Below are 14,483 nucleotides of genomic sequence, written 5' to 3' on the forward strand. Positions count from 1 at the left end.
CCCTACGATGCGGGTAGGGAGAAGGGGTTGACCTCGTCGTGTCCACCATCTGTGCGTACCAGGACACGCATCGAGCTGAGTTCGCACGGCAGCACGAGGCACCACATTTTTCTCAACAATTGAACCACGTTGAAAGGAGGATCACCACGCTTTTCCCAGAACAGACGTGCGCTTTTCCGCTGAGTATCTGAGGCTCTGGAAAAGCGCACACAGAGATAAACTCCTGAGCTGTATTATAACACAGTCCGGTTTTGACAGAAGGAGGCGTTTTATGTCAGATAGTTGGCAGGAGGCGGCATAATGTACCTGGACGAAGAAGACATGCTGCCATACCTCCTGCAAGATCCACGATTCCAGCAGGAAGTCAATAAAGAGATTCGTCGGCTGCTCCCCCCACCCAGCACTGTACCCTACACCTATACCCCCCTGCCCATCGAAGGTGTAGTCCCGCCGTATCACGCTCCGCGACACGATCTGGGTGAGCAGCCTCAAGCGTCGAGAAGTAGTTTCCTGCCAGCCATCATTGGTCTGTTGCTTCTCATCGTCGTGGGAAGTGTGCTGGGCCAGTGGTACAGCACCGCGACACGCCCCCCCATTCAGCAGGCACGGCCTACTCCCCCCTACACCCTGTTTGGTCCACCGAGTATCACGGCGACGTTCATCAATCAGGTGCTGGACAGGTATCACTCACCTGCCGTCGGGAAAGGGCAGACACTCTATGACCTGGGGGTGAAGTACGGCATCGATCCGGTATTTGCACTAGCTTTTTTCATGCATGAAAGTTCCTTTGGCACGCAGGGCGAGGCGACATCTACGCTCGCACTAGGGAACGAACGCTGCATCCCAGATCGTCCCTGCATTGATCAGGATCGGGGAGGCTATGCCCAGATGTACAGTTGGGAGGATGGGTTTGAGCAGTGGTATCAACTCATTTCTGGCCCTGTGTACAAAGGATCAGGGCGAACAACCGTTGACACCATTATTCCGCGCTATGCGCCAAGCGCAGACAATAATGATGAGGCGGCCTATATTGCCGCCATCAAACATGCAGTCTCCACCTGGCGCACCGGCACAGTTATCGTCTAACTCCCTATGAAAAGGAGTTGCAACATGCCCCATCTTCAGCAACTTCTACTCATTTGTCTCGTCGGCTTTCCAACACTGCTTCTCATCCAATCCATTGTCATCCTTTGGCCATCACTCCGTTCCTGGTGGAGGCGCATGCGGTCCTCACTCCGGCACGTCTCCGTCAGACCATACCTCAAAGAGGCTCCAGCAATTCGGGCGGCGATTGCGCGTGAGATCGATAAAGATTTCCAAACGATTGCAATCATAGACATGGTCAAATAAGAGGTGTCCCACTTGAACGACCACTGTTCCCTCTTAGAGCGTCAGACATACCTTCCATCTTGCCTGCGAAAGTACAACGCTTGCGCGGCATGAAGAGACTCACGTGGAGCAGACGGGAGGGCGTGTCGTGAAGGCCAGGGTACGAATTGCCAACCGCCACCCTGGCCAGGCAGGAGAGAGTCCTGCTTGTGCATCATCGTAACACACGCGTGACACTCTCCTCAAGCAAAGTAGGAGAGAGACTATGCTCCCCAAAAGTATTTGGGTCATCGATGACAGCCCTACTGTCCGTACCATATTGCAAGGTTGTCTGACAAGAGAAGGATTTACTGTTCACGCTTTTCACGATGGCATTGAAGCATTGCGCTTGTTGAATCGTTTGTTACTTCAACAAGATGTCTCAGCCCTCCCGGTTCTTGCCCTCGTTGATCTTGGGTTGCCACTCATGGACGGCTACGCAGTGATTCGCTATCTCAAAGAACACCTGCCCTCTATCATTTGTATCATCGTCTCACGCCGCAATGGAGAGATCGACCGATTACTCGGATGGCTCGCCGGCGCGTCATTCTATATCACCAAACCGTTTCGGCCCAGTGACATCATCCAGGTGGTTTCAGACCAGCTTGGCATCATCACCGTAAAGCTTCCACACGATCCTCCACCTCTTGACATCCCAAAGGAGTACTTATGACATCACCGACAGTATCAACAAATGCACACCTAGAATGGCGGGACGGCGGCCTGTACTGTCAAGGCTGTCCTGTGGTCCATCTGCTGCCAGCACCCAAGATGGGTGAGCTGGTGATCGAGACAGAACCGCCTCTTCCAGATCATCAAGCTATCTGTGGAGAAGAATTGCTTTTTGCCATGACCGGGCAAAAGACGTTCTCCCATGCGCAGGGAGAACGGTGGCTGCACGCCTACATTCACGTGCGCACAGTTTTTTCTGGTCTGCTCGACCAGCTGTTTTTTACCACCCCTACGGCCCGCGTTCTCGGATATCTCGATGGAGGTGCTGACCTGCTCGATACGCTAGAGGATATCAAAAAGGTCATCAACACCCTTCCGCTGCAGGTATCCTCTCCAGGTGTCCTGTATGCGACTTGTATCCTGGCCCGCCTGCACTGCTTTCTGCTGCTTGAACGCATTGAACAGATCTGTCCGAGCACCTACCTCCAGCACATCTCGGGCGGGTCGGTCGTCATACAGACACTCAAAGATCTGCGATTGGCACTTGTTCCCCTGCCGTCGCTTGCGCTGGAAAAGCGACCTCAGGCCACTGTTGATGAGTGCCCTTCGAGTACCGTCATTGCACCAGATGACACGAAGGATGAGCGAGCATTGCTCTTTGGCGAAATTATGAAGCGGATCGAACTGCAAGATACCCTTTTTCTTGCCGGATTCTTTGGAGGCGTCTCTTTTTTAGGCATCTGTCTACAGCCCGGGGTCGATGGGCATACCGGATTCCTGCTTCCCATCGCGCTGTCTGCGCTCATGCTCAAACATTACGTCCACAACCTTCGGATTGGGCAAATTGGGTTCTACCTCCGCTTTGTTCTCAAATCAAGGTGGGAGGTCACACGCAGGCACCTTTTCTCCAAACAGACGCTCTCCTCGCAGGAAGATCAGACGTTCGACGCTCACTTGCTGAAGGAAGCACAGAAGCTCACCCCCTTTTATAAACATATCGACATGCTGGCCAGCCAAATTCTTTTTAGTACGTTGAGTGCGACTGCCCTGATCATTGCGAGCCAGCGCACCTACGACCAATTGTTCTCGCATCCTTTCACCCTCAGCTTGTGGATTCTCAGCTATGGACTTGCCGCTGCCTCCTCGTGCTTCCTGGCAGTCAAAAAACGCGTTCGCTAGTGCATCTTTCCTGAGCAGGTCACCCTCTGGCCTGCTCACTTCCGATTTGAGTGGCTTTCGGGAAGCTTGGCGAGAGCCATTGAAATGGGCAGAGAAGGAAGCGCTTCATTGTAAACAGGAGTCGTATCATGAAACGGAAACATCACCCTTCACGCACCTTGACTGTCTATGTTGAGGGGACCGCAGAGCTTCTTGGAGCAACACCCTATAGATCCCCTTACCACTGGTTACGGGTACTCGTTCCCATTGGACTTCTCTTCACCTGTATTGTGGTCTACCTCGGATGGGGGACAACTGCGACGGTGCGGCTCGCGCTCGCAACATCGACCCAAGAACGCACCATCACGATCACGCTCCTGGAACGGCCACAACACCCAACAGAGAGTCTGCTCCGACACCTGACCGCTGTTCAAACAAGCACTGTCACGGCGTTGGCAACCAAGCGCGTGCATCACCCTGCCACACAGGCGAAAGGGGTGCTGACCTGGTTAAACCAAAGCAGCGTCTCCCAAACGATTCCAGCAGGGTTCTCTCTCGCACTAACCCCTCATCTTCACGTGGTGACTGATGCCACGATTGTCGTTCCGGCGGCAGCTCCCCCAGCGCTTGGCAGTATAACCTCCCTTGCTCACAGCGAGGAAGCCGGGACACAGGGAAACATCGCTGCGGGAAGCCTCTCTCAAGCATGCCCTGCTTGCGGTTCAGGTCTGACCGTCACAAATCTCCAAGCGTTTACCGGTGGACACGATGAAGACACCGAAAGCATCCTACAACAATCAGATATTGATCATACTGTTGGGCAGCAACAGTATCAGCTCCTCCAACTTGCTCGTTCTGACCTGCAACAGCAACTCACAAAACCAGAACAGTTTGCAGAAGCAGCCCAATGCACGACTCAGATACACACGCTCCCCCAGTGGGGAGTATTACAGAGCACGCACACATCACGCTCGCTGCAACGTGTCAGGCGAAGGCCTATAACCACGACGACGTGCAAACGAAAGCGCTCTCTCTCTTTCGCCAGCAGACGCAACCAGGAAGCACTTATACCCTTACTCAGATACAGGTGACGACAGGGCGAATGACACATGCCGAGGCGTCCTTGACCATTACTCTTCAGGTGTGGGGATACTGGCGTGCTGTCGTCAGTCAACAGCAGTGGGATATCTTGCGTATCCAGCTTGCTGGTCTGACCCAGGATCAGGCGCGGCAGATGATTACAACTCATATTCCTACCGTCCAGCAGGTCACCATAGAGCATCTGTGGTTCTGGCTTCCCACCAATCCACATCAGATTACCCTCGTCCCTACCTATCCCTAACAGAGCCGGTTTCTTCTCGCGAAAGAAACACTTTTCTCTTTGGCATTCTTATGGTATGATTAAAAGGAGTTCCAGAGACAAGAAAGAATTTTAGAGAGGTCGAACAATGTTATGTCATACGAGCGCAACGATGCGCTCACGCACAGGAGTGCAAAACGACAGATGGCCATTACAGCACCACGTATGAGAAAAAAGGAGTCACTGCTTCCATCCCCTGTTCCCGTTGAACAGCTTGGGAAACAAAAAAAACAACGCTGGCTCCACCATCCAAAATCACTTTCACGCGTGATCGTGTTTGTGTGTGCCATACTGATCCTGGCTCTTGTGAGTATTGGCGTGGTATGGTCTATTCCACCAGTACACGCAACGATCACCGTCACCCCTCAGCAGCAGATAGTCGCTGAAGATATATTACTCCAGACCACAACATCCATGCCCAACACCTCTCAACTCCAGACACACATGGTCACGATGCACTCATCTCCTCGCCAGGTGACCACTTCGGCCACAGGAAGCACTCACATCCCAGCTCAAAAAGCGCGTGGCGTGATGACCTTTTTTAATGCCAATACAGCCGCCACAACCCTGACAGCAGGCACGCTGATCACGGCCAGCAATGGGGTCCAAATCATCACGCTGGCCCCTGTCACCGTGCCACCAGTCACGCTCAATGATGGCATCATGGGGCAAGCCACCGTCTTGGCGCAAGCCGTGCAGACCGGGGCACGTGGGAATATTCCAGCCAGGGCAATCAATAACGTCCTCTGCTGTGCAGCTCACATTTCAGCGATGAATTATCAGTCGTTTTCGGGTGGTCAGGATGCAGTAACCGCTGCAACCGTCACGCAGCACGATATCGATACCGCTGCGGCCCCAGTGATCCGGCAGGAGAGTATGGCAACCCGGTCAGCACTGATCGCACGTGTCCACGCACCAGATCAGCTTGTTGAAGCCAGCCTGGCCTGTCAGCCTTCGGTCCAGGCTTATCCCGCCGCCGGAGAACAGGGAACACACACCTCCATGACGATCACCGTCTCCTGCCTGGCCCAAGCATTCAACAGTGCTCTCGCGCGACAGCTCGCCCGACAACAGTTGAAAGGGCCAGGCCTGCCGTATAGACTGATCGGAACACCGACGACGGGTTCTATTCATACCTCATTGAACCAGCAGGGAATCGTAGACGTGATAGTGCCTACCCGTGGACAGTTTGTCTACCAACTGGATCGTGCAGTTCTTCAATCACTCATCTCGAAACTTGCAGGAACCGAGCAACACAAGGCACAAACCTTGTTAGAGAAGCAACCAGGAGTGGGAACAGTTCGCATTTCCGGCCTCGTTGGCACAACACTTCCAACAGATGTCCGCCAGATCTCCATCCAGGTAGACCTCCACAACGCTTCTTAAAAGAAACAGTTCTCACACTCGTGAGGTGCTACACCACCTCTTGCTCTTTATCCCAAGCACGCACCAGTTGCCTGCTCCAGATGTTGGAACAGGTAATTGGCACAGGTAACACGCACGCGTCCATCAGAAGGGAGATTACTCATGCCATTTTTGAGGTGGAGATGGCCCCATACCTTTCAGCTCCAAATTCCTCAACGCTCCTCGGTGTCTGACCAGCAGTTGGATGCTGAACGGGCAAAAACACGGGCAGCGCTTGAGGAACTCCATCGGGTCACACGAGAGTTTGAGGAATACAAACGGCGTGCGGAGAAGCGTCTCGCATCCGCACAGACACAGGGTATGATGGCAGCGTGTGCGAAAATGCTTAGTGGTATCGACGATATGACAAGAGCCTTTGAAATCGTTCCTGAAGTTCTCAGCGAAAGCGATGATAGCTGGCGGCGCGGCATGTACCTCGCCACCAGCGTATTTGCGCAATCCTTGCGCTCGCTTGGCATGATTCGTATCGGTCTGCCTCCAGACCGCACATTTCATCCAGACCGGTTTCACGCTATCGCCGTGGAGTATCGGCCAGATCTACCAGAGGGAACCATCCTCAAAATCATCCAATATGGCTATCTGTTCCGCAGCACCGATGGCACAGAACGGCTCATACGACCTGCGCAAGTGCTCGTCTCCACGAGCACCGGACCTCCATGATAGCCTGTTCTCAGGTCGTGCTATTCCATCAGCGGTATGTATCTATCGACTTTTTTGCGTGAATATCGAGATGGTGGGATAGCTCAGCCCGGAGTGTCTCATTGTCTTCTCTCATGCTGTTTGCTCTCACTCTCTCCCTCATATGGCCCACCTTTGCCCACTTCAGCAGTGCAGTCAGAAGGAAAAAGCATATGCCAACCTCGCAAAGCCAACAACCAGTAGAACAATCATCGCGCCAACTTGATGTTTTCGTCATGAACGCCTCTGATGAAAAAGCACGCCGACAAGCAGCTCTCATCGTCGGCCGCCTGGTACACATCATAACGACGTATTATGGCCCCGATCTGCTCTTCCACACAGGGACACTCGTCGATATTGATCTCCACTCTCCTTTTCCGTATCACGTCGCCGTTGAAAACGTTCCTGGCTTTGATTTGCCAGTTGTGCGTTCTTTTGAATGGTATGAAATCGATCTCATAGGGCATTGACGACACAGAGACGGAAGACCAGCGCGTCGCATTGACGCGCCAACGCAGCTTGCAACGATAAGAAGGGTATTCCTGTCCTCGTGTTTACCTGGTACTCCGCAGTGCTAGACGTATGTAGAGCAGGCAGTCAGTATCCTCTCGCTTCGTTCAAACATCTCCCTACAATTTCTCATGGAGAAAAGGTGACCTATGAAGATCTTCAAGCTCCCTCTGCCAGAGCCATGGAACATCGATACAGCAGTAGCCCACCTCTATGGAGCGTGGAGTAACCAGGGACGAGAAAAGATACAGCAAATGGAACGACACAACCCACTGATGGTCAACGCGCTTCTTACTTTGTGGGAGCGCGATCATCACCAACAACATGGCCCAAAGGGCGTTCTTCCCGATCATCGTTCCTGGAAGTTGCTTCTACACCAAAATGGGACAGGGATTATTGTTCTTGAATACTAGAAAAGAAAGGCTCTGCCATGTTGTCTTGGCTCGGCCCTCTCGGGGGCATCATTCTGGTCGATCTCATTCTCAGTGGTGATAATGCGCTGGTCATTGGCGCAGCCGCCTCTAAATTGCCTCGGAAACAGCGTTGGCTCGCTATTTTGCTTGGTGGAGGTGGTGCTATTGTCTTGCGAATCGCGTTTGCCATTATCGCAACATTGCTGTTGCAGTTGCCCTTGCTCAAAGCCATTGGCGGCGCTCTGCTCATGATTATTGCCGTTCGTCTGTTGATGGATCGCCATACGGCGGCTGATGACAAGAGTGATCCGCAAAAGCAGACGGGAGAGCGCTGGGTCAAGCGTGGGTTCTTCCCGGCGTTGTTGACGATTCTTGTTGCCGATGTCACGATGAGTTTGGATAATGTGCTGGCGGTGGGTGCTCTGGCGGCTGGCGAGCTGCTGGTTCTGGCAGTGGGCCTGGTGATCAGCATCCTCTTCTTGCTCGTGAGCAGCGCCTTCCTTGCTGAGCTGATCGAACGCCTCCCCTGGTTGCTGGACCTTGCCAGTCTGGTGCTTGGCTGGACAGCAGCCCATATGTTTCTGGAGGATATCAAGCTTGGCCCGGTGCTGGATCGTTTCCCCTGGACCGACTATGCTCTTCCCGCTGTGGCTCTTGCGCTGATCCTTGTCGCTGATCTTTACTTGCGCTGGCGCGACCATCATAAGCAGAGTCCAGGACATATCTGAGAACATGGCAGAAAATGTTGTGTTGGCCGTCGTGCTTTCTCCATCTCATAACCAATCCCTCAATGACGGAGAATGATCACCTCTCAGCACCGTTTCCACGTTTTGCCCCGATCACCTGTTTACTCCAAAATATGCAGCTACTCACTCTGAGATATTACACATCTAAAATACTTTTTACTCTTTTTTTCTTATTGTTCCCTCAATGCATATATATTCATGGTTATATTCTCTCTATCGAATCTCGTCCTGCATTATCGCCATTCCAATTGCACTGGGCAGAAAGGGTGCCTCATGATCAGGCGCATCACCCAATTGCGTGAGGCTGGCCGCAAACGAGCCGCAACCTTTACCAAAGAACACCAGCAGGCCGCTGCTCGTGGCCGAACACAACAAGCCTCATTTCTTCCACATAACCGGCAAATTGCCCCAGATGGCTTTCGCTCCCAAAGCGCCTCGATGCGCTCTTCCCTTGGGTTACGCCTCCTGAGGCCTGAACACGTGCAATTCCTGCGACCAGAACAACTCTGCGGTCCAGGTGGTGCACCACTCACTCCAGAGCAGCAGCGGGTGCTTTATGGCCTCTACATTTGGAAGGCTCTCTGGGACAATCTTGCTCCCCTGCCACAACCGCCCACCGATAGCGAGTTTCTGACCTGCGTAGCATACGTCCAGGCCAGGCTGCATCACGGGTTGGGCCTGGAATATCCGCTGCATGTCATGTACGCTGCTCCCAACGACTTCTGTGACAGGACTGGCGCTCCCTGGAGCCGTCGCAAGCAACGGAAATTGTTCCGCGAGGCCATGCGCAATGGACGAGCCTGCGCGGAAGCCCTGGCCTTGCAATGGCAACAACAAGACAGACCACAATCAGTCACTCAACCACGTAAACTTGGCCAGCGACGTTCCAGCAGACACGGTGATCCATTGTTCCCACATCAAACAATCGTGCGCTCTTCCTCTAGCAGACCCGATCTGCCTTCCTATGATCGCTACAATCTCTCACCACAACGACCGTATGCGGTACCGTCGGCAAGTTCGACTCATCCCGTGTATTGGCTTGCTACGCAAGAAGATCCTGATGAGAGGGAGGATTAATATGAGTGTCTCTGCTGAGACCACTGTGGTAGAAGGTCGTCCACCACGACAATTGAGCACTGAAACTGAACAGCTATTCCGCGCTTCCTATGATGGCAGCGCTGCCGTTGTTCGCCGTCTGGCACAGCAGTATCACGTCGCCGACAGCACGGTACGAGCCTGGGCACGACAGCTTGGATTGACTCGGCGTTCGCGCCCTCGGACCCCGTCACCATCTCATCAACTAAACCGTCCATCTCAAAGAATCGTCCTTCCACAAGCAAGCGAAGAGAAGCAAGCCTATGTTGTTCCAGACAAGGAGACTGTCGATCTTCTTGGCACCTTCCTGCGAGAAGTAGAACGCTATCCACTCCTCACGGCTCAAGAGGAACGTACTCTAGGCGAACGCCTTCTTCGCGGAGATCTCCAGGTGAAACAGATGTTTTTTCACGCCAATCTCCGTCTGGTGATTCGCATTGCCAAATCATACGCTCGTCGCCGCTCCTCTTGTGCGCTGACTATTCTAGATTTGATTCAGGAAGGTGCATTCGGTCTCTTGGAGGCGTGTAACAGATATGATGTGCATCGCGGGTATCGTTTTTCCACGATGGCCACCTGGTGGATTCGCCAAGCCATCAGCAGAGCCATCCAGGAACAAGGACGGATGATTCGGCTCCCCGTTGGGATGCAAGAGCAGATGAGCGACCTGCAACAACTTCTGAAAACCAGCCCAGAAGGCCTCTCGCTTGAAGAGCAAGCCCAACAACTTGGGCTGAGTCCTGAACGTCTTCAAACGCTTCTTGAGGCTCCACAAGCGCTCTACAGCGTTGATGCACCAGCATTCCGCTCAGATGAAGAACAAGAACTTGGTCAGTTTCTTGAAGCCCCAATGCTTCCCCTCCAAGAGCACGTAGAGGCAAATGACTTACACCAACATCTCGACGATCTGCTGCAACAACTCCCTCCTCGCGCTGCCCGCGTCATTGTGCTGCGTTTTGGCCTGGATGGACAAGGGGTACGAACATTAGACGCAGTTGGCAAGGAGCTTGGGGTGTCACGGGAACGAGTTCGCCAAATTGAGATTCGCGCCCTGCAGCAACTTCGCCTCCTTGCTCAAGCGCGGGACTTGCAGGAGTATCTCCGTCTCTAAAGCGACCATGCTCCAAGACACGAACATGAACTTCCCCTGAATTCATGGAGTAGGAAAACCTTTGAGGTATACTCCTTCAAAAGGAAGGTGAACACGAATGAAGAAAGTGCAAAAGACCTATACGGCTGAATTCAAGCGGGAAGCTGTGCGGCTGGCCCAAACCAGTGGCAAGCCGATTGCCCAAATAGCCCGTGAACTGGGTATCTCGGACACCTCCATCCATCAGTGGCGCAAAGAACTCGCTACTCACGAGGCTGAAGCCTTTCCGGGCAGTGGGCATCAGACTATCCAGGAGGAGGAACTGCGCCGTCTCAAACGCGAATTGGAGGTGACACGACAGGAGCGTGATATCTTAAAAAAAGCTTTAATTGTATTTTCAAAAACGTAAAAGAGCGATATGCTTTTGTCGCAGAATATGATCAGGAGTATCCGGTGAAAACGATGTGTCGTGTGTTGGACGTATCCGAAAGTGGCTTTTACGCTTGGCGCAAGCGCGAGCCAAGCCACCGCCAAAGGGAGAATGAGCAGCTGACCGAACAGATTGCTCAGGCATTCCAAATGGGCCGAGGAGTCTACGGCAGTCCGCGTGTCCGTGCTGAACTGCAAGGGCAAGGGATCAGATGTTCCAAGCAACGCGTTGCTCGTCTGATGCGACAAGCTGGCTTGCGGGCTGTCCACAAACAACGTCGCGTGTGTACCACTGATAGCCATCACAACGATCCTGTGGCTCCCAATTTGTTACAGCGCGATTTCACGGCACCGGCTCCCAATCGGAAATGGTTGACCGATATTACCGCGATATGGACAGCTGAGGGCTGGCTGTACCTGGCAGTAGTTCTCAATGTCTATTCACGGTTCGTCGTAGGGTGGGCCATGGCAAGCCATCGGGAGGAGAGCCTGGTGGAAACGGCTCTCTGGATGGCGCTTGGCCGACGCCAACCTCTTGAGGAGTTGCTGCACCATTCTGACCGAGGCAGGAAGTCAACCAGCCTGGCCTATCAAGCGGTCCTGGCTCAATTTCCTATTCAGGTGAGCATGAGCAAGAAGGGTGACTGCTACGATAACGCCATGATGGAGAGCTTCTTTAGCTCGCTCAAAACCGAGTGTGTGCATCGGCAAGCCTATCAGAGCCGTGCACAGGCCAAACAATCCGTCTTTGAGTGGATCGAAGTTTTCTACAACCGACAACGACGCCATTCATCCTTAGGGTACATAAGTCCTGTTACCTATGAGCAGCAGACTTGTCTTTAGTGACTCTACGAAAGCCGGGGAAGATCAACACGTGGAAGCGTAGAGACTTCCACGAACAACGAAGAGTGCTTCTTGTGTGTATTCTCTGTTGTGTCTTCATTTTCCCTACGAAGACACGTTCTTTTTGTTTGAGAGAAGTGTTATGTACTACTACGATCCAGACCGCAACGTACTCGTTTCGACTGATTCAACATGGCAGTCCCCCCCTGGTCCTTACCCTGTCTACCCGCTAGGCGGTTTCATTAACCAGCAAGCAACGGCGTATCCAGCAACTGCTCCTGAGCCTCCCCCCATCTACTACTATTACGTCTCTTCCCCTCAACACCACCCTGCATCTATACCCAAAAGGAGAGGAGGAGGGGGCATGGTACTTGTATTCGTTGCGTTGCTTCTTTTCCTGTTGCCATTGGCGGTCCTCTCACTCCAGCAACAACCAGCAGGGACGCCGCCACACTATCGTATTGCCCCTGAAGTTCCTGTCCGTTTAAATCAGCTTGACCCAGCGCAGTATTGTCCGACATCTGCTCCGTGCGAGGAGTGGCGGACCTGGGCCGGTTCGGCGTGTTCTGCGGCAGCAACAGCGGCAAATATCAACGCGTTTTTGCCAGAAGGTGCACGTCCCTATAGGGTCGTGGACATCCTTCACGAGGAGATTCGCCAAAGGCAAATCAGTCCGAGGCTCGGCCTGCTCAACGGAGCAGAAAGTATCGAAAAAACCGTGAAGCGGTTCGGGTTTACTACTCATCCCCTCGACCATCCCTCGCTGAATGATGTCTTACAGATCGCAAATTTGGGCACACCGGTCATTGTGAACTGGCCACCGGAGCTGTGGAAAGGGGGACATTTTCTCCTGGTACGTGGAGGAAATCAGACGTCTGTCTTTCTGACGGATTCCTCCAGCTATAACTTCGTCACACTGCCTCGTGCCACCTTTTTAGCCCGCTGGGCAGGCTTCGCGGTCGTGATCGAACCTGACGGAAGTGGTCTGCCAAAGACAAGCAGCATGCTACAATGGCCAGCTGCGTAAGGGTGTATGGCATCTTCTCCCGCTTGGAGGGGATGCCGCCTGAAGCGCTCAAAACCTTGCACGCTCTCGTGAAGCTCGTTGCCCCATGGAGATCTCCGTGGTCAGGCAACCCGAAGAAGAGAGCAGATGCTCTCTGTCGTCATTTCAGCAGATCTCGATAAAGTACGAGGTACGTGAGCAATCGTAGTACACAGGCTTACAGCCTATTACCCACTTTATTACTGAATAGCGTCTATTTTCTATTTTTCTCTTTACACACTCTTTCCATGGAAAAAGCGAGGAACATACGTATGACCTGGCCCACACTGGCTGTTGACGAAACTGTTGCAGATCTGACACGACGGCATGCTCCGGTCGCCGCTTGCCTCTCTGGAGGGATTGACGGGGCGACAGCCGCTGCCTATGCATTCAGCAATTTGCGCGCAAACGGCTATCAAGGCCCATTCATTGGTATTCACAGTGATCTAGGACGCGTTGAACATACAGACTCGCAGCCGCAGTGCCAACGGCTCTGTGATCAGCTCGGTATTGAGTTAGTAGTTGTTCGCCGACAATCAGGAGATATGATGGACCGCTGGCTCCAGCGCTGGCGAGACAACGTAAATCGCTATTCACAGCTCTTATGTGTAAAATTAGTACTTCCTTGGAGTACTGCAAGTATGAGATTTTGCACATCAGAACTCAAAACTGCTATTATCTGCCGTGAATTAGTCCAGCGCTTTCCTGGCCAGACCATTTTGCAGATCCTTGGCATCCGGTGGGATGAAAGCCCTGACCGGGCCAAAGCTCCAATTTGCACGCCGCAGCCAAAACTCTTCAGCAAAACATTAGGGACGAACGGCTACTCCTGGAATCCTATTCTGGCCTGGGAAAAAGAGCAGTGCTTTGAGTACCATCGAGCGCATGGCCTCTCTATTCATGAAGCATACCGTCATGGAATGTCTCGCATCTCTTGCATTTTTTGTATATTAGCAAAGCTCTCGGACCTTGTGGCGGCCACCGCGAACTCAGCGTACCATGACTTGTATCGTGAGATGGTCATGCTAGAGATTATCTCTACCTTCAGTTTCCAATCCAAGCGTTGGCTGGGTGATATAGCTGAACATCTACTCACCGATGAAATGCGTTGGGGGCTGGCTGAGGCAAAACGGAAGGCGACGCTTCGAGAGGCAGTGGAGAAACGCATCCCGAAGCACTTGCACTATACTCGCCATTGGCCGACGGTCATGCCCACTTGGGAAGAGGCGAGGCTGCTGGCAGAGGTGCGCTGCGAGATCGCCGCAATCATGGGGATCGAAATGAGCTACACCGAACCTGATGCCATTAGAGGCCGCTATAGTGAGCTGATCGAAGAAAAAGCCAGGCGTGACGAAGAGAAACAACGAGCAGAGGCGCGAAAAACGCTCTCGGCAGCCTGAACGCTTGCCAGGAAAGTGAGCAGCTGCTTGAACACATTGCAAGCGTTTCCATCGGGGTTGAGCAGTAATAGAGTATGAAACTCTCTCTCATCCGCAATAGACGCTCTTATCACCGTTCCCAACCAAGCCTTGCGCTCTTGCCTAAGAGGTTCCGTGTCGGGTCGCACGCATCTCTTCAAGAGGCTAGGCTATCAGATTTCTCTCTCCTCATCATCTCACCACCTGAAACGACCCTGTAGTATGTTCCCTCT

17 protein-coding genes are annotated in these 14,483 nt (G+C 53.0%); 16 read left to right on the plus strand and 1 reads right to left on the minus strand.

The window, feature by feature from the left end; genetic code table 11:
* Window positions 1-2: 2 nt before the first annotated feature.
* Window positions 3-209: a hypothetical protein gene (locus tag K3T83_RS53980; RefSeq protein WP_220211412.1), complete on the minus strand. Its 207-nt coding sequence runs from the start codon at window positions 207-209 to the stop codon at window positions 3-5.
* Between the two features lie 91 nt (window positions 210-300).
* Between K3T83_RS53980 and K3T83_RS53985 the strand changes: the two genes are divergently transcribed.
* The 16 genes from K3T83_RS53985 to K3T83_RS54060 all read left to right on the plus strand — a co-directional run bounded on the left by K3T83_RS53985 (window position 301) and on the right by K3T83_RS54060 (window position 14,232).
* Complete coding sequence (locus tag K3T83_RS53985; protein ID WP_220211413.1) at window positions 301-1,086, plus strand: glucosaminidase domain-containing protein; 786 nt, start codon at window positions 301-303, stop codon at window positions 1,084-1,086.
* 24 nt (window positions 1,087-1,110) lie between these two features.
* Window positions 1,111-1,350, plus strand: a complete 240-nt coding sequence (locus K3T83_RS53990; RefSeq protein WP_220211414.1) for a hypothetical protein — start codon at window positions 1,111-1,113, stop codon at window positions 1,348-1,350.
* 244 nt (window positions 1,351-1,594) lie between these two features.
* Complete coding sequence (locus tag K3T83_RS53995; RefSeq protein WP_220211415.1) at window positions 1,595-2,041, plus strand: response regulator transcription factor; 447 nt, start codon at window positions 1,595-1,597, stop codon at window positions 2,039-2,041.
* Window positions 2,038-3,219, plus strand: a complete 1,182-nt coding sequence (locus tag K3T83_RS54000; protein WP_220211416.1) for a hypothetical protein — start codon at window positions 2,038-2,040, stop codon at window positions 3,217-3,219. Before K3T83_RS53995 ends, K3T83_RS54000 begins: the two co-directional genes overlap by 4 nt.
* Before the next feature lie 128 nt (window positions 3,220-3,347).
* Window positions 3,348-4,289 (plus strand): baseplate J/gp47 family protein, encoded by a 942-nt coding sequence (locus K3T83_RS54005; protein ID WP_220211417.1) that lies wholly within the window; start codon window positions 3,348-3,350, stop codon window positions 4,287-4,289.
* Window positions 4,290-4,300: 11 nt separating this feature from the next.
* Window positions 4,301-4,540: a hypothetical protein gene (locus K3T83_RS54010; RefSeq protein WP_220211418.1), complete on the plus strand. Its 240-nt coding sequence runs from the start codon at window positions 4,301-4,303 to the stop codon at window positions 4,538-4,540.
* A gap of 162 nt (window positions 4,541-4,702) precedes the next feature.
* Window positions 4,703-5,944 (plus strand): baseplate J/gp47 family protein, encoded by a 1,242-nt coding sequence (locus K3T83_RS54015; protein ID WP_220211419.1) that lies wholly within the window; start codon window positions 4,703-4,705, stop codon window positions 5,942-5,944.
* 141 nt (window positions 5,945-6,085) lie between these two features.
* Window positions 6,086-6,643 carry a nucleotide exchange factor GrpE gene (locus tag K3T83_RS54020; protein ID WP_220211420.1) on the plus strand — a complete coding sequence of 186 codons (558 nt, stop codon included), beginning with the start codon at window positions 6,086-6,088 and terminating at the stop codon, window positions 6,641-6,643.
* Between the two features lie 191 nt (window positions 6,644-6,834).
* Window positions 6,835-7,131 (plus strand): hypothetical protein, encoded by a 297-nt coding sequence (locus K3T83_RS54025; RefSeq protein WP_220211421.1) that lies wholly within the window; start codon window positions 6,835-6,837, stop codon window positions 7,129-7,131.
* A 189-nt stretch (window positions 7,132-7,320) separates the two neighbouring features.
* Entirely contained in the window at window positions 7,321-7,584 is a 264-nt protein-coding gene (locus K3T83_RS54030; protein WP_220211422.1) for a hypothetical protein, read from the plus strand.
* Between the two features lie 17 nt (window positions 7,585-7,601).
* Window positions 7,602-8,312 (plus strand): YjbE family putative metal transport protein, encoded by a 711-nt coding sequence (locus K3T83_RS54035; RefSeq protein ID WP_220211423.1) that lies wholly within the window; start codon window positions 7,602-7,604, stop codon window positions 8,310-8,312.
* A gap of 291 nt (window positions 8,313-8,603) precedes the next feature.
* Window positions 8,604-9,407 carry a hypothetical protein gene (locus K3T83_RS54040; protein WP_220211424.1) on the plus strand — a complete coding sequence of 268 codons (804 nt, stop codon included), beginning with the start codon at window positions 8,604-8,606 and terminating at the stop codon, window positions 9,405-9,407.
* Window position 9,408: 1 nt separating this feature from the next.
* On the plus strand, window positions 9,409-10,536 hold the full coding sequence (locus K3T83_RS54045; protein WP_220211425.1) for a sigma-70 family RNA polymerase sigma factor: 1,128 nt from the start codon (window positions 9,409-9,411) through the stop codon (window positions 10,534-10,536).
* Window positions 10,537-10,633: 97 nt separating this feature from the next.
* A protein-coding gene (locus K3T83_RS54050; RefSeq protein ID WP_236065350.1) for an IS3 family transposase occupies window positions 10,634-11,787 on the plus strand; the annotation gives its coding sequence in 2 pieces (ribosomal slippage) (window positions 10,634-10,900 and window positions 10,903-11,787; 1,152 coding nt in all).
* Window positions 11,788-12,151: 364 nt separating this feature from the next.
* Window positions 12,152-12,814: a cysteine peptidase family C39 domain-containing protein gene (locus K3T83_RS54055; RefSeq protein ID WP_220211426.1), complete on the plus strand. Its 663-nt coding sequence runs from the start codon at window positions 12,152-12,154 to the stop codon at window positions 12,812-12,814.
* Window positions 12,815-13,104: 290 nt separating this feature from the next.
* Entirely contained in the window at window positions 13,105-14,232 is a 1,128-nt protein-coding gene (locus K3T83_RS54060) for a phosphoadenosine phosphosulfate reductase domain-containing protein (protein WP_220211427.1), read from the plus strand.
* Window positions 14,233-14,483: the final 251 nt, after the last annotated feature.

This window comes from Reticulibacter mediterranei, from assembly GCF_016587455.1.